The 22,993-nt window shown below is 72.0% G+C and carries 18 protein-coding genes; 10 read left to right on the top strand and 8 right to left on the bottom strand.

The window, feature by feature from the left end:
* Positions 1 to 79: 79 nt before the first annotated feature.
* From gatC to gatB, 3 genes are read left to right on the top strand one after another with little or no spacing between them, the layout of a single operon-like run.
* Entirely contained in the window at positions 80 to 379 is a 300-nt protein-coding gene (gene gatC / locus NVV95_RS07750) for an Asp-tRNA(Asn)/Glu-tRNA(Gln) amidotransferase subunit GatC (protein WP_259485978.1), read from the top strand.
* On the top strand, positions 379 to 1,923 hold the full coding sequence (gatA, locus tag NVV95_RS07745; protein WP_259485977.1) for an Asp-tRNA(Asn)/Glu-tRNA(Gln) amidotransferase subunit GatA: 1,545 nt from the start codon (positions 379 to 381) through the stop codon (positions 1,921 to 1,923). The genes gatC and gatA overlap by 1 nt, the downstream gene beginning before the upstream one ends.
* Positions 1,923 to 3,440, top strand: coding sequence for an Asp-tRNA(Asn)/Glu-tRNA(Gln) amidotransferase subunit GatB (gatB, locus tag NVV95_RS07740; RefSeq protein WP_259485976.1), 1,518 nt, complete (start codon positions 1,923 to 1,925; stop codon positions 3,438 to 3,440). The genes gatA and gatB overlap by 1 nt, the downstream gene beginning before the upstream one ends.
* 143 nt (positions 3,441 to 3,583) lie before the next feature.
* Here the strand turns inward: gatB and NVV95_RS07735 are convergent, their stop codons facing one another.
* Positions 3,584 to 4,177 (bottom strand): TIGR03086 family metal-binding protein, encoded by a 594-nt coding sequence (locus NVV95_RS07735; RefSeq protein WP_259485975.1) that lies wholly within the window; start codon positions 4,175 to 4,177, stop codon positions 3,584 to 3,586.
* 165 nt (positions 4,178 to 4,342) lie between these two features.
* Between NVV95_RS07735 and NVV95_RS07730 the strand changes: the two genes are divergently transcribed.
* Positions 4,343 to 4,864, top strand: coding sequence for a GNAT family N-acetyltransferase (locus tag NVV95_RS07730; protein WP_259485974.1), 522 nt, complete (start codon positions 4,343 to 4,345; stop codon positions 4,862 to 4,864).
* 5 nt (positions 4,865 to 4,869) lie between these two features.
* Here the strand turns inward: NVV95_RS07730 and NVV95_RS07725 are convergent, their stop codons facing one another.
* The 3 genes from NVV95_RS07725 to NVV95_RS07715 form a co-directional block, all read right to left on the bottom strand.
* A complete protein-coding gene (locus tag NVV95_RS07725) occupies positions 4,870 to 5,874 on the bottom strand; it encodes an aldo/keto reductase family protein (protein ID WP_259485973.1) in 1,005 nt (334 codons plus the stop codon).
* A 78-nt stretch (positions 5,875 to 5,952) separates the two neighbouring features.
* On the bottom strand, positions 5,953 to 8,481 hold the full coding sequence (locus NVV95_RS07720; protein WP_259485972.1) for an MprF family protein: 2,529 nt from the start codon (positions 8,479 to 8,481) through the stop codon (positions 5,953 to 5,955).
* Entirely contained in the window at positions 8,478 to 9,788 is a 1,311-nt protein-coding gene (locus tag NVV95_RS07715) for an alpha/beta hydrolase (RefSeq protein WP_259485971.1), read from the bottom strand. The genes NVV95_RS07720 and NVV95_RS07715 overlap by 4 nt, the downstream gene beginning before the upstream one ends.
* 205 nt (positions 9,789 to 9,993) lie before the next feature.
* On the opposite strand from NVV95_RS07715, the gene dinB reads away from it, so the two are divergent.
* Entirely contained in the window at positions 9,994 to 11,184 is a 1,191-nt protein-coding gene (dinB, locus tag NVV95_RS07710; RefSeq protein WP_375163801.1) for a DNA polymerase IV, read from the top strand.
* Positions 11,185 to 11,208: 24 nt separating this feature from the next.
* Here dinB and treZ read toward each other — a convergent pair whose 3' ends face one another.
* The 3 genes from treZ to glgX are packed head-to-tail and all read right to left on the bottom strand — an operon-like array spanning position 11,209 to position 17,644.
* Positions 11,209 to 13,041, bottom strand: coding sequence for a malto-oligosyltrehalose trehalohydrolase (gene treZ, locus NVV95_RS07705; protein ID WP_259485969.1), 1,833 nt, complete (start codon positions 13,039 to 13,041; stop codon positions 11,209 to 11,211).
* On the bottom strand, positions 13,038 to 15,395 hold the full coding sequence (gene treY, locus NVV95_RS07700) for a malto-oligosyltrehalose synthase (RefSeq protein WP_259485968.1): 2,358 nt from the start codon (positions 15,393 to 15,395) through the stop codon (positions 13,038 to 13,040). Before treY ends, treZ begins: the two co-directional genes overlap by 4 nt.
* A gap of 47 nt (positions 15,396 to 15,442) precedes the next feature.
* Positions 15,443 to 17,644 (bottom strand): glycogen debranching protein GlgX, encoded by a 2,202-nt coding sequence (gene glgX, locus NVV95_RS07695; RefSeq protein WP_259485967.1) that lies wholly within the window; start codon positions 17,642 to 17,644, stop codon positions 15,443 to 15,445.
* A 125-nt stretch (positions 17,645 to 17,769) separates the two neighbouring features.
* Here glgX and NVV95_RS07690 point away from each other — a divergent pair, with 125 nt between their 5' ends.
* A complete protein-coding gene (locus NVV95_RS07690; protein WP_259485966.1) occupies positions 17,770 to 18,135 on the top strand; it encodes a hypothetical protein in 366 nt (121 codons plus the stop codon).
* Positions 18,136 to 18,175: 40 nt separating this feature from the next.
* Here the strand turns inward: NVV95_RS07690 and NVV95_RS07685 are convergent, their stop codons facing one another.
* Positions 18,176 to 19,126, bottom strand: a complete 951-nt coding sequence (locus NVV95_RS07685) for an endonuclease domain-containing protein (protein ID WP_259485965.1) — start codon at positions 19,124 to 19,126, stop codon at positions 18,176 to 18,178.
* 235 nt (positions 19,127 to 19,361) lie between these two features.
* Between NVV95_RS07685 and NVV95_RS07680 the strand changes: the two genes are divergently transcribed.
* From NVV95_RS07680 to NVV95_RS07665, 4 genes are read left to right on the top strand one after another with little or no spacing between them, the layout of a single operon-like run.
* On the top strand, positions 19,362 to 20,009 hold the full coding sequence (locus NVV95_RS07680; protein WP_259485964.1) for an ECF transporter S component: 648 nt from the start codon (positions 19,362 to 19,364) through the stop codon (positions 20,007 to 20,009).
* Complete coding sequence (locus tag NVV95_RS07675) at positions 20,006 to 21,676, top strand: ABC transporter ATP-binding protein (protein WP_259485963.1); 1,671 nt, start codon at positions 20,006 to 20,008, stop codon at positions 21,674 to 21,676. Before NVV95_RS07680 ends, NVV95_RS07675 begins: the two co-directional genes overlap by 4 nt.
* Entirely contained in the window at positions 21,673 to 22,455 is a 783-nt protein-coding gene (locus tag NVV95_RS07670) for an energy-coupling factor transporter transmembrane component T family protein (protein WP_259485962.1), read from the top strand. The genes NVV95_RS07675 and NVV95_RS07670 overlap by 4 nt, the downstream gene beginning before the upstream one ends.
* Before the next feature lie 10 nt (positions 22,456 to 22,465).
* The gene (locus tag NVV95_RS07665) at positions 22,466 to 22,954 is read left to right on the top strand and encodes a nucleoside/nucleotide kinase family protein (RefSeq protein ID WP_259485961.1); all 489 of its coding nucleotides are present in this window, start codon (positions 22,466 to 22,468) and stop codon (positions 22,952 to 22,954) included.
* The last annotated feature ends 39 nt before the right edge of the window (positions 22,955 to 22,993 follow it).

Here is a 22,993-nt window from a genome sequence, read left to right as displayed (position 1 = left end):
GAGCCCCCGCCCCCGACCCCCCGATGCCCCACCCCGTAGAATTGCCCCACACCCTTCGCGAACAGAACACCGGAGCACCATGTCCGAAATAACCCAGGAGCAGGTCGCGCATCTCGCGAACCTCGCCCGGATCGCCCTGACGCCCCACGAGATCGAGAGCCTCACGAACGAGCTCGGGTCGATCGTCGACAACGTCGCCAAGGTCTCCGAGGTCGCCACGGCCGACGTGCCGGCCACGAGCCACCCGATCCCGCTGCAGAACGTCTACCGCGACGACGTGCCCGGCACCACGCTCACCACTGAGCAGGCGCTCGCCGGCGCCCCCGACCACGACGGCTCGCGCTTCCGCGTGACCGCGATCCTCGGAGAGGAGCAGTGATGGCCCGCCACGACCACGAGCTCGTGCGCCTGTCGGCCGCCGCGCTCGCCGAGAAGCTTACGAGCGGCGAGATCAGCGCCGTCGAGGCCACCGACGCCCACCTCGACCGCATCGCCGCGGTCGACGAGGAGGTGCACGCCTTCCTGCACACCGCGCCCGAGCTGAGCCGCCGCACCGCCGCCGCGATCGACGAGCGTCGACGTGCGGGGGAGGCCCTGCATCCGCTCGCCGGCGTGCCGATCGCCATCAAGGACGTCATCGTCACCAACGACATGCCCACCACGAGCGGGTCGAAGATCCTCGAGGGCTGGGTGCCGCCCTACGACGCGACCGTCATGACCAAGCTGCGCGCGGCCGGCCTCGTGCCGATCGGCAAGACCAACATGGACGAGTTCGCGATGGGCTCGACCACCGAGCACTCCGCCTACGGCCCCACCCACAACCCGTGGGACCTCGAGCGCATCCCCGGCGGCTCGGGCGGCGGCTCGGCCGCGGCGGTCGCGAGCTTCGAGGCGCCGCTGGCCCTCGGCAGCGACACCGGCGGCTCGATCCGGCAGCCGGCCCACGTCACGGGCACCGTCGGCGTCAAGCCGACCTACGGGGGAGTGAGCCGCTACGGCGCCATCGCACTCGCCTCGAGCCTCGACCAGATCGGCCCCGTCAGCCGCACCGTGCTCGACTCGGCGCTGCTGCACGACGTCATCGGCGGTCATGACCCGCGCGACTCGACCTCGCTCACTGACGGCTGGCCGAGCATGGCCGAGGCGGTGCGCCGGGCCGACGTGAAGGGTCTGAAGATCGGCGTCGTGAAAGAGCTCGACGGCGACGGCTTCCAGGCCGGCGTGCTCGAGCGCTTCCGCGAGGCGCTCGACCTGCTCGCCGCGAACGGCGCCGAGATCGTCGACGTCAGCCTGCCGAGCCTGGAGTACGCCATCGCGGCCTACTACCTGATCATGCCGGCCGAGGCCTCCTCGAACCTGGCGAAGTTCGACTCCGTGCGCTTCGGCCTGCGGGTCAACCCGCCGGGTGGCGGCACCGTCGAAGACGTCATGGCGGCGACCCGCGAGGTCGGCTTCGGCGCCGAGGCGAAGCGTCGCATCATCTTGGGCACCTACGCGCTGAGCGCCGGCTACTACGACGCCTACTATGGCAGCGCCCAGAAGGTGCGCACGCTGGTGCAGCGCGACTTCGCGGCGGCCTTCGCCGGCGTCGACGTGCTGGCCTCGCCCACCGCCCCGACCACCGCGTTCAAGCTCGGCTCGAACGAGGGCGACCCGATGGCGATGTACCTCAACGACATCGCGACGATCCCGGCGAACCTCGCCGGCATCCCCGGCATCTCGCTGCCCGTCGGCCTCGCCCGGGAGGACGGGCTGCCCGTCGGCATCCAGTTCCTCGCCCCCGCCCGCGAAGACGTCCGTCTCTACGGCGTCGGCGGTGCCCTCGAACGGATGCTCGAGGACAAGTGGGGCCACACGCTGATCTCTCTGGCCCCCGACCTCGCCCCCGGCGAGATGGCGGCCGCGCAGGAAGGAGCCGTCTGATGGCCACCGCGAAACTGATGGACTTCGACAAGGCCCTCGAACTGTTCGAGCCCGTGCTCGGCTTCGAGGTGCACGTCGAGCTCTCGACCAAGACCAAGATGTTCTCCGACGCCCCGAACTTCTTCGGAGGCGAACCCAACACGAACATCACGCCGGTCGACCTGGGCCTCCCCGGGTCGCTGCCCGTGGTGAACGGCGAGGCGGTGCGGTACAGCATCAGCCTGGGGCTGGCTCTCGGATGCTCGATCGCACCCTCGAGCCGCTTCGCCCGCAAGAACTACTTCTACCCCGACCTGGCGAAGAACTACCAGATCTCGCAGTTCGACGAGCCCATCGCCTTCGGCGGATCGGTCGACGTCGAGCTGCCCGACGGCCGCATGTTCACCGTGCCGATCGAGCGCGCGCACATGGAGGAGGACGCCGGCAAGCTGACGCACGTCGGCGGGGCCACCGGCCGCATCCAGGGTGCCGAGTACTCGCTCGTCGACTACAACCGCGCCGGGGTGCCGCTCGTCGAGATCGTCACCGACATCATCTACGGTGCCGAGGCCGACGCGCCCGAGCTGGCCAAGGCGTACGTGGCGACCATCCGCGACATCGTGGTGGCGCTCGGCATCTCCGAGGCGCGCATGGAGCGCGGCAACCTGCGCTGCGACGCGAACATCTCGCTGCGTCCGCGCACCGCGCCCGGCGAGCCGCCGGCACCGCTCGGCACGCGCACCGAGACGAAGAACGTCAACTCGCTGCGCTCGGTCGAGCGGGCCATCCGGTACGAGATCCAGCGCCAGGCGCAGATCCTCGCCGACGGCGGAACGATCACGCAGGAGACCCGCCACTGGCACGAAGACACGGGCACGACCTCGGCCGGCCGGCCCAAGAGCGACGCCGACGACTACCGCTACTTCCCGGAGCCCGACCTGCTGCCGGTCGTGCCCTCGGCCGAGCTGATCGAGGAGCTGCGCGCCGCCCTGCCCGAGCCGCCCGCCGCACGTCGGCGCCGGCTGAAGCAGGAGTGGGGGTTCACCGACCTCGAGTTCCAGGACGTGCAGAACGCCGGGCTCCTGGTCGAGGTGACCTCGACGGTCGAGGCCGGGGCGTCGCCGCAGGCCGCCCGCAAGTGGTGGTCGGGCGAGATCTCCCGCATCGCGAACGCGCGCTCGGCCGAGCCGTCGTCGCTGGTGTCGCCGTCGGATGTGGCGGCGCTCGTCGCGCTGATCGACAACGGTGCACTGAACGACCGCCTGGCGCGCCAGGTGCTCGAGGGCGTCATCGACGGCGAGGGCACCCCGCAGGAGGTCGTCGACGCCCGTGGGCTCGCCGTGGTGTCCGACGACGGCGCGCTGATCGCGGCGATCGACGAGGCGCTCGCGGCCCAGCCCGACGTGCTCGCGAAGATCAAGGACGGCAAGGTGCAGGCGGCCGGCGCGGTCATCGGAGCCGTCATGAAGGCGATGAAGGGCCAGGCCGACGCGGCCCGCGTGCGCGAGCTCGTGCTCGAGCGCGCCGCGGCCTCGTAGCGCGCGCTCGCGCCGCGCGCCCGCGGCCCGCATCCGGGTCGCACAAAAGCCCCTTCCCGTCATGGGAGAGGGGCTTTTGCGCGACCCGGGCCCGCCAGGGAGCGGGGTCGAGGGTGGGGTGAGGTGAGGTGGCGTGCGGCGCGCTACGCGGCCGCGCGCGCGTCGCGGCCCGTGAGGGCGAGCAGCCGCACCTGCAGCGGCGCGTCGTCGGCCACCGGAACGGGCGACGCGAACAGCCCGCTGAGCTCCAGAGCGTCGCGTTGCGGCTCGAACACCGTCCAGACCGCGGCGACCAGGTCGTCGTCGAGCGACTCCGGCGCGCCCACGGCCCGGGCGAGGTCCCAGCTGTGGATCGTCACGTCGGCCACCTGCTCCTTGAGGTACTCCACGACGGTCACCGTGTCGGACGCTAGGTTCACCTCCGAGTCGGGAGCCGCGTCCTGCCAGGCGGTGGTGGCGGCGAGCGAGTAGCGGTGCCACTCGTGCCGCAGATCGGCCTCGATCGCCCGCAGGCGGCTCTTCGCCTGCCGTGTGCTCAGCCCGGACAGCAGCCACGGCACCCACTGCTGCTCCTCGATCACGTGCTGCACGAGGTCGCGCACGCGCCACTCGGTATCGGGGGTCGGGCCGTCCCAGTCGTCGACGGCGGCCAGGCGGCTGCCGAACTCGTGGTGGGCGCGGCGCTGCAGGCGCAGCCACTGGGCGGTCTCGGTGTCGAGGGGGGTTCGTGCGGTCATCCTGAGCTCCTGTCGATCTCTATTGTCAATGACGGCTCCCGGATGCGCATTCCTCCCGTCCCCGTCCCCGCCGGCCGATCCGCGCAGAGCGAACATGGCGAGGCCGACCCTTCGGCGCCTGGTGACGACCCGACCCTGGCCTCGCCCGATTGCTAGGGTCGCCTCATGGATCCCGACACCCGCGTTCGCCCCCTCACCGAGGCTGACGTGCCCCGCCTGCTCGAGCTCAACCACGCGGCGGTGCCGGCGGTCAACGACATCGGCGCCGAGGAGATGAGCGCCCTCGTCGGCGCGGCGGCGCTGGCGGCCGGGGTGGTGCGGGGCGGGCATCCGGATGCCCGTGCCGAGGAGCTCGCGGGCTTCGTGCTCGCCCTTGCGCCCGGCGCCGACTACGCGAGCGAGAACTACCGCTGGTTCTCGGCGCGGGGCGACCGCTTCCTCTACGTGGACCGGATCGTCGTGGGGGAGGGGCACCGCGGGAAGGGCCTCGGGCCTTTGCTCTACGACGCCGTCTTCGCCGAGGCGCAGGCCCGGGGAGCGGCCGAGGTGGACTGCGAGGTCAACGTCGAGCCGCCGAACCCGGGCTCGCTCGCGTTCCACGCGCGCCTCGGGTTCGAGGAGGTGGGCCGCCAGTCGACGAAGGGCGGCTCGGTGGTCGTCGCGCTGCTCGCGCGGCCCACCCCCTAGAAGGTTCAGACCACGCGCGTCGCGGGCGACGTCGTCTTGGCCGCGTCGCGCACCGCGACCGACCCGATCGCGTCGTCGATCTGCGACAGCACCTCGTCGGGCAGCGAGACGCCCGACGCCTCGACGTTCGACGCCACCTGCTCCGGCCGCGAGGCTCCGATGATCGCGGCGGCCACGTTCTCGTTCGACAGCACCCACGCGATTGCCAGCTGCGCCATGGTGAGCCCGAGCGACGAGGCGATCGGCTCGAGCTTCTCGACCCGCTGCAGGATGTCGTCGGTGAGGAACGACTTGACCGTGTCGGCCCCGCCCTTCTCGTCGGTGGCCCGCGAGCCCGAGGGCAGCGGCTGCCCCGCCTTGTACTTGCCGGTCAGCACGCCCTGCGCGACGGGCGACCAGACGATCTGCGAGATGCCGAGCTCCTTCGAGGCCGGCACGACCTCCTCCTCGATGACCCGCCAGAGCATCGAGTACTGCGGCTGGTTCGAGATCAGCTGGAAACCGAGCGACTCGGCGAGGGCGTGCCCCTCACGCAGCTGCTCGGCCGTCCACTCGCTGACCCCGATGTAGAGCGCCTTGCCCTGACGCACCACGTCGGCGAACGCCTGCATGGTCTCGAACAGGGGCGTCTCGTAGTCGTAGCGGTGCGCCTGGTAGAGGTCGACGTAGTCGGTGCCGAGCCGCTGCAGGGAGCCGTCGATCGACTCGAGGATGTGCTTCCGCGAGAGACCGGTGTCGTTCGGGCCCTTCGGGCCGGTGGGCCAGTAGACCTTCGTGAAGATCTCGAGCGAGGAGCGCCGCTCGCCCTTCAGGGCGTCGCCCAGCACCTGCTCCGCGACGGTGTTCGCGTAGGCGTCGGCCGTGTCGAAGGTGGTGATGCCGTTGTCGAGGGCGGCCCGCACGCATTCGGTCGCCGTGTCGTTCTCGACCTGGGAGCCGTGGGTGAGCCAGTTGCCGTAGGTGATCTCGGAGATCTTGAGTCCGCTGTTGCCGAGGTATCGAAACTTCATGCTCCGAAAGCTACTCCCGCCACCCGCGAAGCGCCCGGGCAAGCGCCACCGCGAAGCGCCCGCGACGCACCCGAACGCTCACTGCTGCCGCCCGAAGCTCCGCACCGCCTGCCGCGCCGACAGCGTCGGCAGATACGCACGCGCCAGCGCCAGCCCGATCGCCGGCAGCGCCAGCGGATCGGGATAGCACAGGTGCAGCCGGTGGAACTCCGGCCGGAACTTCAGCTTGAACCGCAGCAGCGACCGGAAGCCGTACACCGGCTCGAGCGTGCGGCTGAGGAAGGCGAGCACCGCGTCCATCGGCCCGGGACGGGCATCCGCCCCGGGCCCCACGGCCAGCGGCGCGCCCGAGAGGCTGACGAACTCGACCCCGTCGTCGCGCGCCCGCAGGATGGTCTGCGCGATCAGGAACTCCATCAGCCCGTTCATGCCGTCGGGACGCCGCCGCATGAAGTCGAGGGTCCAGCCCACCACGCGCCCGTCGGCGTAGGTGGGCAGCCAGCTCGTCACGCCGTGCACCCGGCCCTCGTCGTCGAGGCCGACCATGAGCATCACCTCGTCGCCCATCAGCTCGTCGAGGCCGCCGAGGGTGAAGCCCATCTCGGGCAGCTCCTTCTCGGCCACCCACAGCTCCGAGATCTCGCGGATCTGTCCGGTCTGCGCCGCCGGCAGCTCGCGGTAGCGCACCCACTCGGCTCGCAGGCCCTCCTTGGCCGCCCGGTTGATGGCGGTGCGGATGTCCTGCATCTTCTTCCCGTCGAGCGACCAGCCGGCCGGCCGCACGAGGGTCTCCTCGGCGACCTGCAGCGACGACCAGCCGATGCCGAGCAGAGCGTTCCGCAGCGCATCCGTCACCGAGTAGAACGCCGGGGTCCACCCGTGGTCGGCGCAGTACGCGGCGAACGCCAGCGCCGTGGCGGGCTGCGTCTCGACCGGGCCGAGCGGGTCGCCCGTCGTCACCGCGACCCCGCCCACCACGCGATAGGCGACGACACCGCCCGAGGGCGCGAACCAGTACTGGTTGCCCTCCCAGGTCGTCATCCACGACAGGGTGCCGCCCGAGCCGGCGTGCAGCAGTGCCCGCACGCGGCCCTCCTCGGTCGAGGCGAGCTCGGTCGAGACGAGCGGATGCGCGTTCCGCATGCCCCGCACCGCCGCGACGATCACGGCCCCCCAGAACAGCGGGCCGACCCACTGCGACGCGATCACCGCCACCGGCCCCACCGGCACGATGTCGAAGGGCTCGAACGCGAGGAAGCTGACCGGCACGAACCGCTCGGGCAGATCGAGCAGCAGCTCGTACAGCGACGCCGTGGGGGAGAACTGATCCCGCACGATCCAGGCGACGGCGAGGTACAGCACCGAGCAGGCCGCCGCCGCGAGGGCGACCGTGGCGGCGAACCTCAGCACCGGCCGGCGCCCCGGCGAGACGGGGAAGAGGCGGGAGGCGGCGATCAGGGCCGCCGCGATCACGAGCGGCACCAGGGCGGAGACCAGTTCGAACGAGCGGAAGTCCTCGGCGGCGGTCGCCTGGAACCGGGTGAACTCGCTCGTGGCGAGCACCGGGAAGAAGCCGTAGTAGACGGCCGCCAGCACGGCGAGGGCGAGGTTGATCCACACGGCGAGGTGGAGGCCCACCCGCCGGCCGCGCTGGATGCCCCGGGCCGCCACGAGCAGCGCGACCAGCGGCAGCAGGGTGAGCAGCACCGCACCGGGCCCGTCGAGCCGCGACAGGGCGAGCGCGTCGACGCAGTGCCGCGAGTAGTCACCGGTCTGGCAGCGGGCGGCGATCGCGGCGTAGTCGCGCAGCGGGTCGCGGAACAGCAGCCCGAGCGGGTTGAGGATGCCCACGCCCTGGGGAGCGGCGATCGTCACGAGCGGTCCGAGCGCTGTCACGGCCACGACGGCGGCCAGCAGGGTGCGGGTCTCGCGCCGGGTCGCGCGCGGCAGGCGCACCTGCAGCCGGGTGCGGGCGAGAGCCAGGCCGAGCACGAGCCCCACCACCGCCGCGAACAGCCGGAACTGATCGCTCGGAGCGCCCGAGTACAGCACGAAGACGGCGAGCAGGGTGAAGCCGACGATCCGGATGCGCCGCCGCAGCAACGGCCCGCAGAACGCGCTCGCGGTCATCACCACTCCGGTCACGGCGATCAGCGGGTCGACGATGCGGTGCGTGCGGGTGATCTCGGAGGCGTAGAGGTCGAGTCCGATGCCGAAGCCCTGCGCGGCGAGCCCGAGGGCGATCCCCACCACGGTCACGATCACGAAGGCGACGACGGTGCGCAGGTGGCCCATCCTCCGTTCGCTCCAGCCGACGCCCACGAGCACCACGGCGAGCACCGGCACGAACAGCCAGACGTTGTGCACGAAGAACACCGAGGTGAGGGTGGAGAGCCAGTCGTGGTGCACGAAGACGGCGTCGAAGCCGGTCGAGACGAACGCGTCGACGTCGCCGCGGGCGCGACCGGGCCGCAGCGTGAGCCGGTAGCTGCTCGCGGCCAGCATGACCGCCACGATCACCCAGGTCACCGGGATCGACCGGGCGCGGGAGCCGAGAGCCCGCAGCACCGCGCTGAGGGCAGGGCGGCGACGGGCGGCGGCTGTCATCGGTTCAGTCCCCAGTGGTCGGCGATCAGCGTGAGCCCCTTGTCGAACACGTAGCTCCAGCTGGTGGCGTCGTGGGCGCTTCCGGGCGATTCGACGTAGGTGGCGGTCATCCCGGCGGCCTGGGCATCCGCGTAGAGGGTCTTGATGCCGGGGAGGTAGGCGGCGTCGGCGCTGCCCACGCCGAAGACGGCGAACATGTCGGCGTACGGGGCGTTCGCCGCCATGATCGCCGAGGGCGCCGCCGCGGCGAAGGCGGCCGCGTCGCCGCCGAAGCCCTTGGCGATGGTGGTGGCGTCGTCGCCCAGGGAGGGATGCAGCTCACCCGAGGCGTCGAGGATGGCGCTGAACAGCTCGGGGTGCGCCGCTCCCAGCTGGATGGCGCAGGTGCCGCCCTGCGACAGTCCGCCGACACCCCAGCCGGCGGGGCTGTCGAGCACGTTCAGGTGTCCGCGGATCCAGTTCGGCACGTCGACGGTGAGGTACGTCGCCGAGTTGCCGCCGGCCGCCGAGTCGATGCACATCGGGTTGCGGTCGGGGGCTCCGAGCTGGTCGGGGGAGACCACGATCGGGGCGAGCCCCTGGTGCGCCGCGGCGTAGGCGTCGAGGTACTGCTGCAGCTTGTCGGTCACCAGCGGATCCTCAGGGGTGCCCGGTTGGCCCGACATGACGATCAGCACCGGCAGCTTCGGCGGGTTCTTCACGAGGGCGGCGGGCGGGAGGTACACGACCGCCTGCCGGGGGGTGAAGCCCGAGACGGTGCCGGGGATGTCGGTGAGGGCCGCCGTGCCCTTCGCGGGCAGGTCGGCGGGCGGCGTCCAGCTGTCGATCGTGGGGGCGTCGCCGGCGCTCGCCGTGGGCCGCGTGGGCAGGGTGCCGTCGATGCTGCTGATGCCGAGCGCGGTTCGCACCGTCGGGTACTGGCCGAAGTCGATGTTGATCGACATGGCGGTGGTGCCGGCGAACAGCAGCACGGCCAGCAGGCTTGCGATCACCCGGCGCCAGCTCGCCCGCCACAGCGAGACGAGTGCGAGCAGGATGCCCGCGAAGCCGACCGCGATCCAGCCGCGCACCACGGGGGTGAGCTCGGCGCCGAACAGGTTCAGCGTGTCGGACAGCAGCCAGGTCAGCCCGACACCGATCAGTGCGCCCACCCCGAGGGCCACGGCCGCCGTGCCGAGCCAGCGCGCCCGTCGCCATTTCGTCGAGGGCCGCACGGCGATCAGAAGCACCGCGGCGACGGCGGCGAGCGCGTAGACCACGATCACGAACGGGCCGGAGATGATGCCGATGTCGAGGAGGGCGTTCATCGGTCGGGGGTCCTGTCGTCGGGCAGCTCACCCGCGGCGGCGGGCGACGAACAGTATTCTGGCCCAGTCTGGACGGCGACTGAACGACCTCGGTGTCGGTGGTCGTGATTAGGCTCGGAGGGTGACCTCCGAAGCGCCCTCCGGCACCCCGTCCCAGGGTGCGTCCGCCGAGCGCGAGGCCAGTCCGCCCATCCTGCACGTCGACATGGATGCGTTCTTCGCGTCGGTCGAGCTGCTGTCCCATCCGGAGCTGAAGGGCCGCCCGGTCATCGTCGGAGGGCGCTCGCCGCGTTCGGTCGTCACGAGCGCCACCTACGAGGCCCGGGCGTTCGGGGTGCACTCCGCCATGCCGGTCGGCGCCGCCCTTCGGCTGTGCCCGAAGGCGGTCGTGCTCGAGCCGCACATGCACCTCTACCGGGAGTACTCGCGCCAGGTGATGGCCCTGTTCCGGGATGTCACGCCGCTCGTCGAGCCGCTCAGCATCGACGAGGCATTCCTCGACGTCTCGGGCGCCCGGCGGCTGCTCGGCGAGCCAGACGTCATCGCCCAGAACCTGCGCGCGCGGGTGCTCGCCCAGACGGGGCTGCCCTGCTCGGTGGGGGTGGCGCCCACGAAGTTCATGGCGAAGCTCGCCTCGGGTCGGGCCAAACCCGACGGCATGCTGGTCATCCGCCCCTCTGAGCTGGTGGCCTATCTGCGGCCCCTGCCGGTGCGCGCGCTCTGGGGTGTGGGCGCCAAGACGGCCGAGCAGCTCGAGCGGCTGGGCCTCCGCACGGTCGCCGACATCGCCGACACCCCGCTCGACGCGCTGGTGCGGGCCGTCGGCGAGGCGACCGGGTCGAAGCTGCACGAGCTCGCGCAGGGCATCGACACCCGCTCGGTGGTGCCCGCGAGCCAGGAGAAGAGCGTCGGGCACGAGCGCACCTTCGACATCGACGAGCGGTCGACCGAGGTGCTGAAGCGCGAGCTGCTGCACCAGGCGAGCCGCGTCGCGGTGCGGCTGCGGGCGGCCGGGCTGATGGGGCGCACGGTCGCGCTCAAGCTGCGGTTCAGCGACTTCACCACGATCACACGCTCGCGCACCCTCGCCGAGCCCACCGACCTCGGGCGGCGCATCTACGAGGAGGCGGTCGCGATCTTCGACGCCGTGGGGCTCCGCGGCGAGGCCATCCGGCTGATCGGGGTGCGCGTCGAGCAGCTCTCCGAGGCCGACGGCACGATGCACCAGCCGGCCCTGTGGGCCGACAAGACGGTGCCGTCGGAGGGCTGGCGCGAGGCCGAGCTCACGATCGACCGCGTTACGGCGCGTTTCGGCACCGACATGGTGCGCCCGGCGTCGCTCGTGCGCGCGCCGAAGACGGGCGAGACCGCCGACCGCAACGGCACCCGCTCGTAGCGGCGGGTGCCGTCGCGGTGAGCGCTACTGCTGGCGCGCCACCACGACCGACCGCGCGGCCACGCCTGCCGGTCGGCCCGCGGCCTCGTCGGGCGTCGTCGCGGTCGGCCCGTGCAGCACCGCGTGCGAGTCGAGCAGCGCTTCGCCGGCGAGCGGCGCCACCCGCGCCACCGTGCCCGCGTCGAGCCGCTCCTCGCCGAGGTTCACGATCACGACGATCGACGGCCGCGACAGCACGAGCCATCGCGCGTCCTCGTCGAACTCGACGTTCACGTCGGCCAGGGTCAGATCGTCGCCCGCCGGCAGCGTGCGGCGGATCGCCGCGAGCCGCCGGTAGACCTCGAGCACCCCGGCGTGAGGCGCCGTACCGAGCTCGTCCCAGTCGAGCTTCGAGTTCCGGAACGTCTCCGGGTCCTGCGGGTCGGGCACGATCGCCGGGTCCCACCCGTGCTTCGAGAACTCCTCGATCCGGCCCTTCGCGGTCGCCTCGCCGAGCTCGGGCTCGGGGTGCGAGGTGAAGAACTGCCACGGCGTCGACGCGCCCCACTCCTCGCCCATGAACAGCATCGGGGTGAACGGGCCGAGCAGGGTGAGGGCGGCGGCGATCGCGAGGCGGTCGGGCTCGAGGGTCGCGGTGAGCCGGTCGCCGGTGGCGCGGTTGCCGATCTGGTCGTGGGTCTGCGACGCCACCACGAGCCGCCAGGGCGACGTGGTGGCACGGTCGAGCTCCACCCCGTGCATCCGCTCTCGGAAGCTCGAGTAGGTGCCGTCGTGGAAGAAGCCGCGCGTCAGCACCTTCGCCAGTGCCCCCACCGAGTCGAAGTCGGCGTAGTAGCCCGCCGTCTCACCCGTCAGGTTGACGTGCACGGCGTGGTGGAAGTCGTCGCTCCACTGCCCGTCGAGCCCGTAGCCGGTGCCCTGGGCGCCGGCGGCCCGGGGGTCGCCCTCGCGGGGCAGGAACATCACGGGGTCGTTCAGGTCGCTCTCCGCGACGACGAGCCGCTTGATGCCCGTCGACTCCGACAGCGCGTCGGCCTCCGCGGCCAGCTCGGCCAGCAGGTGCGTCGGGCTGTCGTCGACCAGCGCGTGCACCGCATCCAGCCGCAACCCGTCGACGTGGTAGTCCCGCAGCCACAGCTGCGCGTTGTCGAGGATGAACCGCCGCACCTCCGACGAGCCCTCCTTGTCGAGGTTCACCGAGACGCCCCAGGTGTTCTTGTGGGCGTCGCTCAGGTACGGGCCGTACAGCGGCAGGTAGTTGCCGCTCGGCCCGAGGTGGTTGTAGACCACGTCCTGGATCACCGCGAGGCCGGCCGCGTGGCACGCGTCCACGAACCGCCGGTACGCCTCGGGCCCGCCGTAGCCCTCGTGCACGGTGAACCACGCCACCCCGTCGTAGCCCCAGTTGTGGGTGCCGTTGAACCCGTTCACGGGCAGCAGCTCGACGTGGGTCACGCCGATCGAGAGCAGGTGCTCGAGCTTGTCGGGCGCGGCGGCCGCCTCGAGGGTGCCCTCGGGGGTGAACGTGCCGACGTGCAGCTCGTAGATCTCGGCACTGTCGATCGGCAGCCCCGTCCAGTCGGCGTCGTGCCACTCGAAGGCCGACGGGTCGTCGGTGCGCGAGAGCCCGTGCACCCCTTCGGGCTGGCGGCGCGAGCGCGGGTCGGGGTAGGGGCCCTCACCGTCGAGCAGGTAGCCGTAGTCGGTGCCGGGCATCCATTCGACGTCGGCGGCGGGGCTCCACCAGCCGTCGCCGTCCACGGTCATCGGATGCTCGCTGCGCCCGCTCCCGTCGGCGAGCACCAGCTCGACCTTCGAGGCGCGGGGCGCCCAGACGCGGTAGTCACTCTCGGTCATGATTCGATCCTCTGCAGCAGGGCGACGGGGTAGGTGGCGAGCAGCTCGGCCAGCCGCACGGATCCGTCGCGGTAGAGCCGGCCGGTCAGCGCGTCGGCGTAGCCGTTCCGCGCCTCGGGCAGCTCGAGGGTGGTGTCGTCCCAGCCGCCGTGGCGGGCTAGGCCGATGGGCAGACGGGTCACGACGGTCACGGCGCCGCCGCGGTCGAACGCTACCGCGTGGCGGGCGGCCGACCCGCGCGGCTCGAGCGGCTCGTAGCCCTCGAACAGCTCGGGACGGTCGCGTCGGAGCTTCAGCGCCGAGGTGGTGACGAGCAGCTTCACGGCCCCGGTGTCGTCGGCGCCCTCCTCGAGCACCGGCGGCTCGCCGGCCTCGATGGCGGCCAGCAGGTCGGAGCGCAGCTCGTAGTCGACCGCGCGGCGGTTGTCGGGGTCGACGAGCGACAGGTCCCACAGTTCGGAGCCCTGGTAGACGTCGGGCATGCCCGTCGTGGTCAGCTGCACCAGCTTCTCGCCCAGCGAGTTCGAGCGACCGGCGGCCTCGACCGCGGCGACCGCGCTCGTGACCAGTCCGGCGGTGATCTCGTCGTCGTAGACCGCGTCGATCGCCGCGGCCATGCTCTCCTCGAACTCCTCGTCGACGTCGAGCCAGGCCGTCGTGTTGCCGGCCTCGCGGGACGCCTTCGTGGCGTAGGCCTGGGCGCGCTCGCGGCTGATCGGCCAGGAGCCGACGATCGCCTGCCAGAGCAGGTTCTCGAGCGGTCCGTCGCCGAGGGGGTGGCGCGAGCGCAGCTTCTCGAGGGTGCCGGCCCAGCCGTCCGGCGTCTCGGCGAGCGTCGTGATGCGGGCGCGCACGTCCTCCGAGCGCTTCGTGTCGTGGGTCGAGAGCGTCGTCATGGAGTGCGGCACGGTCTCGAGCCGGCGGCGCTGGGCCGCATGGAAGCGCTCGGGGCTCCAGCTGAAGTCGTCGGGGTCGGCGCCCACCTCGGTGAGGCTCGTCAGCCGGGTGAAACGGTAGAAAGCGCAGTCCTCCACGCCCTTCGCCATCACCATGCCCGACGTCTGCTGGAACCGGATGCTCGGGGCGGTGCCGGTGCGACCGAGCACCTCGGCGACCTCGCGCAGCACGGCGTCGAGGTCGGGGCGGTGCTCCAGCGCCAGGGTGAGGGCCTCGTCGAGGTGCTCGCGGCCGGCGGGGAGGTAGGAGCGGTAGACGGGGAAGCAGGCCAGGAGCTCGGCGAGAGCATCCTGGACCACCGTCTTCTCGGTGGGCGTCGGGAGACCGCCGGCGCGCTCGATGTCGCGGGCGAGCCGGCGCACCTCGGCCTGCAGGATGCCGTCGGCCACGTCGCGCTTGGTGTCGTGGATCAGCGCGCGATAGCGGTCGGCCGCGGCGCCCTGGGTCTCGACACCCTCGCGCAGCGCGACGTCGAGGCGGTCGAGACCGGCCTCGCCCTCGGGGTCGACGAACAGGCGGTCGATGCCGGCGAGTGCGTCGTAGCCCGTGGTGCCGGCCGAGGGCCAGGACGGCTCGAGCGGCTCGTCGCCCTCGAGGATCTTCTCGATCAGGATGTATGCCCCATCGGTCAGCTCGGACAGCCGCTCGATGTACCCGCCCGGGTCGGCCAGGCCGTCGGGGTGGTCGACCCGCAGCCCGTCGACGAGCCCCTCGCGGAACCAGCGGCCGATCTCGGCGTGCGACTCGTCGAACACCCACGGCTCCTCGACGCGGATGGCGGCGAGCGTCGACACCGCGAAGAAGCGGCGGTAGTTGAGGTCGGTGCCCTCGCGGCGCCAGTTCACCAGCTCGTAGCTCTGGCGCTCGTGGACGGTCTGCGCATCCGCCCCGTCGTCGGCCGTGCCGGGAGCGACCGGGTAGCGGTTGTCGTAGTAGGCGAGGATCGTGCGGTCGTCTTGGAGGGTGAGCGCGTCGAGCGAGTCGTCGCCGAGCACGGGGAGGAGCAGGCGCCCGTTGCCGGCCTCCCAGTCGATGTCGAAGGCCTCGGCGTAGCGGCTGGCGCGGCCGTGCGTCAGGAGGTCCCACCACCAGGGGTTCTGCGACGGGGTCGCGACGCCGACGTGGTTCGGCACGATGTCGACGAGCACACCGAGGCCGGCGTCGTGGGCCGCCTCGGAGAGCTCGCGGAGACCCTCCTCGCCGCCGCGCGAGACGTCGATGCGGGAGTGGTCGGTGACGTCGTAGCCGTGCTCGGAGCCCTCCTCGGCCTGCAGGATGGGGGAGAGGTAGACCCAGTCCACCCCGAGCCGCTTGAGGTAGGGCACCAGCCGCGCCGCGTGCTGCAGCGTGAAGTCGGCGGTGAGCTGGAAGCGATAGGTGGAACGGGGGGTGCGCATCCGCTGCCCTCTTTCTGCGTGGTGGATTCTCTGGTGCCCTCCCCTGACTACACCACCGTCGGAACGATCGGGATGGCCTGTGTCGTGGTGTCGGCCTGTGCGGTCAACGACGCGGCGACGGAGTGGTCGGGCTCGGTCTCGGGCTCCTGATGGACCCGTAGCACCACCATCGATCGTGCCCTGACGTTGACCTCGCCGCCAGCGGTGAAGACCTGGGAATCCGCCGCCTCTCCCGCGGTGTCGATCACGACGTCCCACCCCTCGCCGTACTCGGCGGTGGGGAGGGCGAACTGCTCGTCCTCGTCGTGGGCGTTGAAGTAGAGCAGGAAGTTGACGTCGGTGAGGCGCTGACCGCGGGGGTCGCGGCCTGAGATGCCCTGACCGTTCAGGAACAGGCCGACCGAGCGCGACAGGCCGGAGTCCCAGTCCTCGGGCGACATCTCGACGGCGTCGGCGGTGAGCCAGACGATGTCGGGCAGCGGCTCGCCCGCTCCACGCCGCACCGGGCGGCCGTCGAAGAAGCGGCTGCGCCGGAAGGTCGGATGCTCCTTCCGCAGCCGGAGCACGGCGGCGGTGAAGTCGATCAGCGGCTGGTCCTCCTGGTCCCAGTGGATCCAGGTGAGCGGCGAGTCCTGCGCGTAGGTGTTGTTGTTGCCGAGCTGCGTGCGGCCGAGCTCGTCGCCGTGCAGGAGCATGGGCACACCCTGGCTGAGCAGCAGCGTGGCGATGAAGTTGCGCTGCTGACGGGCGCGGAGGCCGAGCACGCGGGCGTCGTCGGTCGGACCCTCGACGCCGCAGTTCCAGGAGCGGTTGTGCGATTCGCCGTCGTTGTTGTCCTCGCCGTTGGCCTCGTTGTGCTTCTCGTTGTAGCTGACGAGGTCGCGCAGGGTGAAGCCGTCGTGGGCCGTGACGAAGTTGATGCTCGCCACGGGGCGGCGGCCCGAGTGCTCGTAGAGGTCGGCGCTGCCCGTGAAGCGGCTCGCGAACTCACCCAGCGTGCTGGGCTCGCCGCGCCAGAAGTCGCGCACGGTGTCGCGGTACTTCCCGTTCCACTCCGTCCACTGGGGCGGGAAGTTGCCCACCTGGTAGCCGCCGGGGCCGACGTCCCAGGGCTCGGCGATCAGCTTCACCTGCGAGACCACCGGATCCTGCTGCACGAGCTCGAAGAAGGTCGACAGGCGGTCGACGTCGTAGAACTCGCGGGCCAGGGCGCTGGCGAGGTCGAATCGGAAGCCGTCGACGTGCATCTCGGTGACCCAGTAGCGCAGCGAGTCCATGATCAGCTGCAGCGAGTGCGGGTGGCGCACGTTCAGGGTGTTGCCCGTGCCGGTGTAGTCCATGTAGTAGCGCAGGTCGTCCTCGACCAGGCGGTAGTAGGCGCCGTTGTCGATGCCGCGGAACGACAGCGTCGGGCCCAGGTGGTTGCCCTCGGCGGTGTGGTTGTAGACCACGTCGAGGATGACCTCGATGCCCGCCGCGTGCAGCGACTTCACCATGCCCTTGAACTCCTGCACCTGCTGACCGCGGTCGCCGGTCGAGGAGTAGGAGTTGTGCGGCGCGAAGAAGCCGATCGTGTTGTAGCCCCAGTAGTTGCTGAGGCCCTTGTCGAGCAGCACGCTGTCGTTCACGAACTGGTGCACGGGCATCAGTTCGATCGCGGTCACCCCGAGCTTCTTCAGGTGGTCGATGATCGCCGGATGCGCGACCGCCGCATAGGTGCCCCGCTGCTCTTCGGGTATGGCCGGGTGCAGCTCGGTGAGACCCTTCACGTGGGCCTCGTAGATCACCGTCTCGCTGTACGGGATGCCGAGCTTGCGGTCGCCCGACCAGTCGAAGAACGGGTTGATCACGACGCCGAGGGTCATGTGCGGGGCGCTGTCCTCGTCGTTCACCGAGTCGGGGTCGCCGAAGGTGTACGAGAAGAGCGACTGGTCCCAGTCGATCTCGCCGGCCGTGGCCTTGGCGTACGGGTCGAGCAGCAGCTTGTTCGGGTTCGAGCGCTGCCCCGTCTTCGGGTCGTACTCGCCGTGCACCCGGTAGCCGTAGCGCTGGCCGGGCTGCACCTGCGGGAGGTAGGCGTGCCAGACGTAGGCGTCGACCTCGAACAGCTCGACCCGGGTCTCGGTGCCGGCGTCGTCGAAGAGGCAGAGCTCGACGCGCTGGGCCGCTTCGCTGAACAGTGCGAAGTTGGTTCCGCTTCCGTCGTAGGTGGCTCCGAGCGGGTAGGCGGATCCTGGCCAGGACTGCATCTGGTCTCCTCGTGGTGGGGGTGGTGACGTCGTGCACGGTCGGCCCTCACCGTACCGGTTTCTCGCCGACGCTCCACATCGAGCGGGCTCTGTACCCGCCGCCACCCGCGCTGTAGCGTTGCCCCATGGCCGACCTCGTGGAAACCCTGACCGACTCCCTGAAGAAGCTCGGCATCGACGCCGCGTACGGCGCCCCCGTCGAGATTGACGGCGCCACCATCGTGCCCGTCGCGCTCGCCTGGTCGGGCTTCGGCGGTGGCACCGGCACCGCCTCCTCGCCCGGCACCGTCACCGAACGCATCGCGGCGGGCGACGCCGGCGGCGAGGGCTTCGGCGGGGGCGGGGCGACCATCCCGATCGGAGCGTACGTGGCCTCGGGCGGAACCGCGGTCTTCCAGCCGAACGTCGTGGCGCTCGCCGCGGTGGCGATCCCCCTCGTCTGGACCACGGGCCACGCCCTGGCCCGCATCATCCGCGCCCTCAAGCGCTGACCCCCCCATCGAGTTTCCCCTTTCCGCCCTAAAACGGCGGTTATAGGGCCGAAAGGGGAAACTCGATCGAGCCGTGGCGGGACAGGGCGCGGCGGACCAGGGCGGTCGCCTCCGTGGCGTCGTGGCGCATCTGCGGGCTGCGGATGCGGATGACCGTCCAGCCCAGGTCGTGCAGGGCGTCGATCCGCCGGATGTCCCGGTCGTACTGGCGCCGGTCCGTGCGGTGCTGGTCGCCGTCGTACTCCACGATCACGCGCTCAGTGCGGTACAGCATGTCTACGCGGGCGACGAAACGGCCGGATGCGCTGCGGAGCTCGGGGTTCAGCTCGGGTTCCGGCAGCCCCGACCCCACCAGCGCGAGCCTCAGCCGCGACTCCTGCGGCGAGTCCGACCCCTCGCGGACGAGTGCTGCCGCTTTCCGCGCCGACGCCGCACCGCGTCCGGACGTGCTGTCGGCACGCTGCACGAGGTGCTCCCGATCGCAGAAGGGTCGGCGCGGGTCCTCGCTCCGGGGAGGACGTCGCACGAGGTAGTCGCCCGCGGCGACGAGACCGGGGAACGACAGCGACTCGGCGAGCTGCAGCCAGACCGAGACCGGGTCGATCGTCGGCAGGCCGGCGACGGTGACGCGCTGCCGTCCGGCGCGGGCGAGCCGGTGCCCGTGCACCCCGCGGCCGCGCGCCGCCCGCCCAGGTGCCGGGATGGAGACGTGAAGCGGCTCCGATTCCGCCCACTCGTCGTCGACGGGGATGCCCCAGAGGCGCGCGGCGGTGACGTGCGAGAAGACCTCTCCCGGTCGAAGCCGGCCCGAGTACGCCCGGCACGTGGTGCGGAGGTCGAGCTGGATGGTCGCGGACATCCGGACGGCGGGGAACGGGGCCGCGAGGTCGGAGCCGCGCATCCTTTTCTCGCTCAGGCCCGCCGCCGAGCCCTCGTGGATGGTGAAGGGATCGGTGCCGAGCTGCACGGGAAGGGGCACGTGACGGGGCATGGCGGGCAGTCTGCCTGACTGGGGTGGCCCGGAACGGGTTATCCACAGGAGCGGGGGCGGTGCCTATACTGGGGGCACACGGGAGTCCGGTGAGCCGGGCTGAGAGGAAGGTTCTCAACCTTCGACCGTCGAACCTGATCTGGATCATGCCAGCGCAGGGAGGCATCTCGAGGTGCGTCGGCATCAGCCGCACGCCCGACCCGTGCCCCTTCCACCGAATGAAAGGGCACGAACAGTGCATTCCACCATCAGCAAGCCCGCGGCCGCCGCCGCGACCCGCCCCCGCCCGACGCTGAAATGGCGGGTGGTCGACATCGTCATCGCCAGCGTCATCGGTGTCGCCGCCGGACTCATCTTCTGGGTCTGGAACCTCACCTACTCGCCCTTCAGCGCCGGCCTCGAGGCCGTGCTCCCGGGCCTCCAGTCGGCCATCGGCGGGGTGTGGCTGTTCGCCGGCGTGCTCGGTGGGCTGATCATCCGGAAGCCCGGCGCCGCCATCTACACCGAGCTCGTCGCCGCCACCGTGTCGGCGCTCGTCGGCACCCAGTGGGGCGTGCTCACGCTCGAGGCGGGCCTCGTGCAGGGCCTCGGCGCCGAGCTCGTGTTCGCGCTGTTCCTCTACGGCAACTACCGCGCCTACGTGGCCGTGCTCGCGGGCGCGGGCGCCGGTCTCGCCATGGGCATCAACGACATCGTGTTGTGGTACCCGGCGCTCGGCGCCGACTTCAAGACGATCTACGTGATCGCCGCGGTGATCGGCGCCTCGATCGTCGCCGGGCTGCTGTCGTGGCTGATCGTGCGGGCGCTCGCGTCGACCGGCGCGCTCAACCGCTTCGCCGCGGGCCGCGAGGTCACGGCCCGAGAGGCGTCGGCGCGGGCGTGACGAGGTCGACTCGGGTGGCGGTTCCGGATGCTCGCCCGGCGCCTCCCGTCGGCGCCACCCTCCGCGCCGAGGGCTGGGGCTGGCGGCACGCCGGTCGCCCCGGCTGGGCGGTGCGGGGCCTGGATCTCGTGATCGAGCCGGGGGAGCGCGTGCTCCTCCTCGGCGCCTCGGGCGCCGGCAAGTCGACGCTCGTGCACGCCTTCGCGGGCGTGCTCGGCGGCGCCGACGAGGGCGAGCACGAGGGGATGTTGACGGTCGGCGGCCGGGCTCCGGCCGAGTCGCGCGGCCGCACCGGCCTCGTGCTGCAGGACCCGGACTCGCAGGTCGCCCTCGCCCGCATCGGCGACGACATCGCGTTCGGTTGCGAGAACCTCGGAGTGCCGCGCGACGAGATCTGGCGGCGCGTCGACCAGGCGATGGACGCCGTCGGCCTCGACCTCCCGCTCGACCGCCCGACGTCGGCGCTCTCGGGCGGACAGAAGCAGCGGGTGGCGCTCGCCGGGGTGCTGGCGATGCGCCCGGAGGTGGTGCTGCTCGACGAGCCGACGGCGAACCTCGACCCGGCCGGTGTGTCCGAGGTGCGGGACGCGGTGGCCGCCGTCGTAAGCGCCTCGAACGCCACCTTCGTCGTCATCGAGCACCGCGTCGACGTCTGGCTCGACGTCGTCGACCGCGTCATCGTGCTGGAGCCCGGCGGCGGCGTGCTGGCTGACGGCGACCCCGCGACGGTGCTGCGCGAGCGCGGCGCCGAGCTCGCGCGGGGCGGGGTGTGGGTGCCGGGCTTCGATCCGCTCGAGGGGCGGCCGGCTCGGCGCGGTGCGTCGTCGGCTCCGGATGCGCGGACCGCGCTGCTGGCGACGGCCGAACTCGCCGTCGGCCGAACGCCCGGCGTCGCCGCGGCCCGAGGCCTCGACCTCGAGGTGACCCGGGCGTCGGCGCTCGCGCTGACGGGGCCGAACGGTGCCGGGAAGTCGACGCTCGCGCTGACCCTCGCGGGGCTGCTCGAGCCCGAGTCGGGGGTGCTGCGTGCGCTGCCGGCGCTGAGCGGCGACCCCGTGGCTCCGGCGGGCGGCGCCGCGAGTGGGGCGGGAGCGTCGGCGGGGACAGGGGCCGCGGGCGGGGACGCGGGTGGGCGGGGTGCGCGAGCGCGCCGCCGCGCGGTGCGGCGTGCGCGCCGGCGGGGTGGGGTGCACGGGCGGCGGCTGGGCGAGCATCCGTTCGCCTGGCCGTCGCGGGAGTTGCTCACTCGCATCGGCACCGTCTTTCAGGACCCGGAGCACCAGTTCGTCGCCGGCACCGTTCGTGGCGAGCTCGAGATCGCGCTGAAGGCGCTTCGCCTGGACGCGGACGAGATCGCCGAGCGGGTCGCCGACGTCGCCGGCCGGCTGCGGCTCGACGGGCTGCTCACCGCGAACCCCTACACGCTCTCGGGCGGCGAGAAGCGGCGTCTCTCGGTCGCGTCGGTGCTGGTTGCGCGGCCGGCGGTGCTGGTGCTCGACGAACCGACCTTCGGCCAGGACTCGCGCACCTGGGCCGAGCTCGTGCGGCTGCTCGGCGAGCAGCTCGACCGGGGCACGGCGGTGGTCGCCGTCACGCACGACCGCGCCTTCATCGACGCCCTGGCCGACCACGAGCTCGTGGTCACCCCGGTAGGTGGCGACTCGTGAGCGTGCTGACCCCGGTGCGCGGCACCGGACGCATCTACGCCGTGAACCCCGTGGCGAAGCTCGCCGCGTCGCTCGTGCTGAGCCTGTTCCTGCTGGTGACGATCGACTGGGTGTCGGCGCTGGTCGCCCTGGTACTCGAGAGCGTGCTGTTCGTGGGGGCCGGGCTGGGCGTGCGGGCGTTCTTCCGGCGCACGGCCGCGATCTGGATCGCCGCTCCGCTGGCCGGCGTCACCACCGTGCTCTACGGGCTGCCGTCGGGGGCGGCGTATTTCGAGTTCGGGCTGATCCACGTCACGGAGGGGTCGGTGCAGCTCGCGCTGGCGTCGGCGCTGCGCATCCTCGCGATCGGGCTGCCCGCCGTGGTGCTCTTCGCGACGATCGACCCCACCGATCTCGCCGACGGGCTCGCCCAGGTGGTGAAGCTGCCGAGCCGCTTCGTGCTCGGCGCGCTGGCGGCGCTGCGCTTGGTGGGGCTCTTCCTCGATGACTGGCGCCAGCTCGAGCTCGCCCGCCGGGCCCGCGGGATCGGCGACACCGGCCGCCTCCGGCGCTTCCTCAACCAGGCGTTCGCGCTGCTCGTGCTCTCGCTCCGGCGCGGCAGCAAGCTCGCGACCGCGATGGAGGCGCGCGGCTTCGGCGGCAGCACCGTGCGCACCTGGGCGCGTCCGTCGCGATTCGCAGCGCGCGACTGGATGCTCGTGCTGATCGGTGTCGCGATCGGCGCCGTGGCGCTCGGCACCTCGATCGCCACCGGATCCGTCAACTTCGTGCTGGGGTGAGGGGTCGACGATGACGGTGATCCTGATCGACGGGCCGAGCGGCTCGGGCAAGACGGCCCTGGCCGAGCGGATGCGCGCGGGCTGGGTCGGGGCGGACACCCCGACCGTCGTGCACCTCGACGACATCTATCCCGGGTGGGACGGGCTCGAGGCGGCGAGCTCGCAGCTGGTGACCGAGCTCCTGGAGCCGCTGCGGGCCGGACTGCCCGCGGGGTGGCGGCGCTGGGACTGGGCCGCCGACGCGGCTGCGGAGTGGCACGGGGTCGACCCCGCGCATCCGCTCATCGTGGAGGGCTGCGGGACGATGAGCCGGCGCGCCGTCGAGCTGGCCGACCTCGCGGTGTGGGTGGAGGCCGACGACGTGGAGCGGAAGCGCCGGGCGCTGGAGCGGGACGGCGAGCTGTACGCCCGCGAGTGGGAGCGGTGGGACGCGCAGTGGCGCGGCTTCGTGGCCCGGGAGCAGCCTCGGGCGGTGGCGACGGTCGTCGTGCCGACCTGAGGTCGACGCCCACCTGAGGTCGACGCCCACCTGAGGTCG

It is taken from the genome of Herbiconiux gentiana (genome assembly GCF_024978135.1).
GTDB lineage: Bacteria > Actinomycetota > Actinomycetes > Actinomycetales > Microbacteriaceae > Herbiconiux > Herbiconiux gentiana.
The sequence above is the reverse complement of the archived record's forward strand: the minus strand, read 5'-3'. Positions and strand labels throughout refer to the sequence as shown.

Excerpts from the sequence above, each read along its gene's own strand:
- treZ (WP_259485969.1), bottom strand. The coding sequence starts at position 13,041 with ATGACCGAGAGTGACTACCGCGTCTGGGCGCCCCGCGCCTCGAAGGTC.
- NVV95_RS07735 (WP_259485975.1), bottom strand. The coding sequence starts at position 4,177 with ATGACCGCACGAACCCCCCTCGACACCGAGACCGCCCAGTGGCTGCGC.
- gatB (WP_259485976.1), top strand. The coding sequence starts at position 1,923 with ATGGCCACCGCGAAACTGATGGACTTCGACAAGGCCCTCGAACTGTTC.
- glgX (WP_259485967.1), bottom strand. The coding sequence starts at position 17,644 with ATGCAGTCCTGGCCAGGATCCGCCTACCCGCTCGGAGCCACCTACGAC.
- dinB (WP_375163801.1), top strand. The coding sequence starts at position 9,994 with ATGGATGCGTTCTTCGCGTCGGTCGAGCTGCTGTCCCATCCGGAGCTG.
- NVV95_RS07665 (WP_259485961.1), top strand. The coding sequence starts at position 22,466 with ATGACGGTGATCCTGATCGACGGGCCGAGCGGCTCGGGCAAGACGGCC.
- NVV95_RS07720 (WP_259485972.1), bottom strand. The coding sequence starts at position 8,481 with ATGACAGCCGCCGCCCGTCGCCGCCCTGCCCTCAGCGCGGTGCTGCGG.
- gatA (WP_259485977.1), top strand. The coding sequence starts at position 379 with ATGGCCCGCCACGACCACGAGCTCGTGCGCCTGTCGGCCGCCGCGCTC.
- NVV95_RS07730 (WP_259485974.1), top strand. The coding sequence starts at position 4,343 with ATGGATCCCGACACCCGCGTTCGCCCCCTCACCGAGGCTGACGTGCCC.
- NVV95_RS07725 (WP_259485973.1), bottom strand. The coding sequence starts at position 5,874 with ATGAAGTTTCGATACCTCGGCAACAGCGGACTCAAGATCTCCGAGATC.
- NVV95_RS07685 (WP_259485965.1), bottom strand. The coding sequence starts at position 19,126 with ATGCCCCGTCACGTGCCCCTTCCCGTGCAGCTCGGCACCGATCCCTTC.
- NVV95_RS07715 (WP_259485971.1), bottom strand. The coding sequence starts at position 9,788 with ATGAACGCCCTCCTCGACATCGGCATCATCTCCGGCCCGTTCGTGATC.
- NVV95_RS07690 (WP_259485966.1), top strand. The coding sequence starts at position 17,770 with ATGGCCGACCTCGTGGAAACCCTGACCGACTCCCTGAAGAAGCTCGGC.
- gatC (WP_259485978.1), top strand. The coding sequence starts at position 80 with ATGTCCGAAATAACCCAGGAGCAGGTCGCGCATCTCGCGAACCTCGCC.
- treY (WP_259485968.1), bottom strand. The coding sequence starts at position 15,395 with ATGCGCACCCCCCGTTCCACCTATCGCTTCCAGCTCACCGCCGACTTC.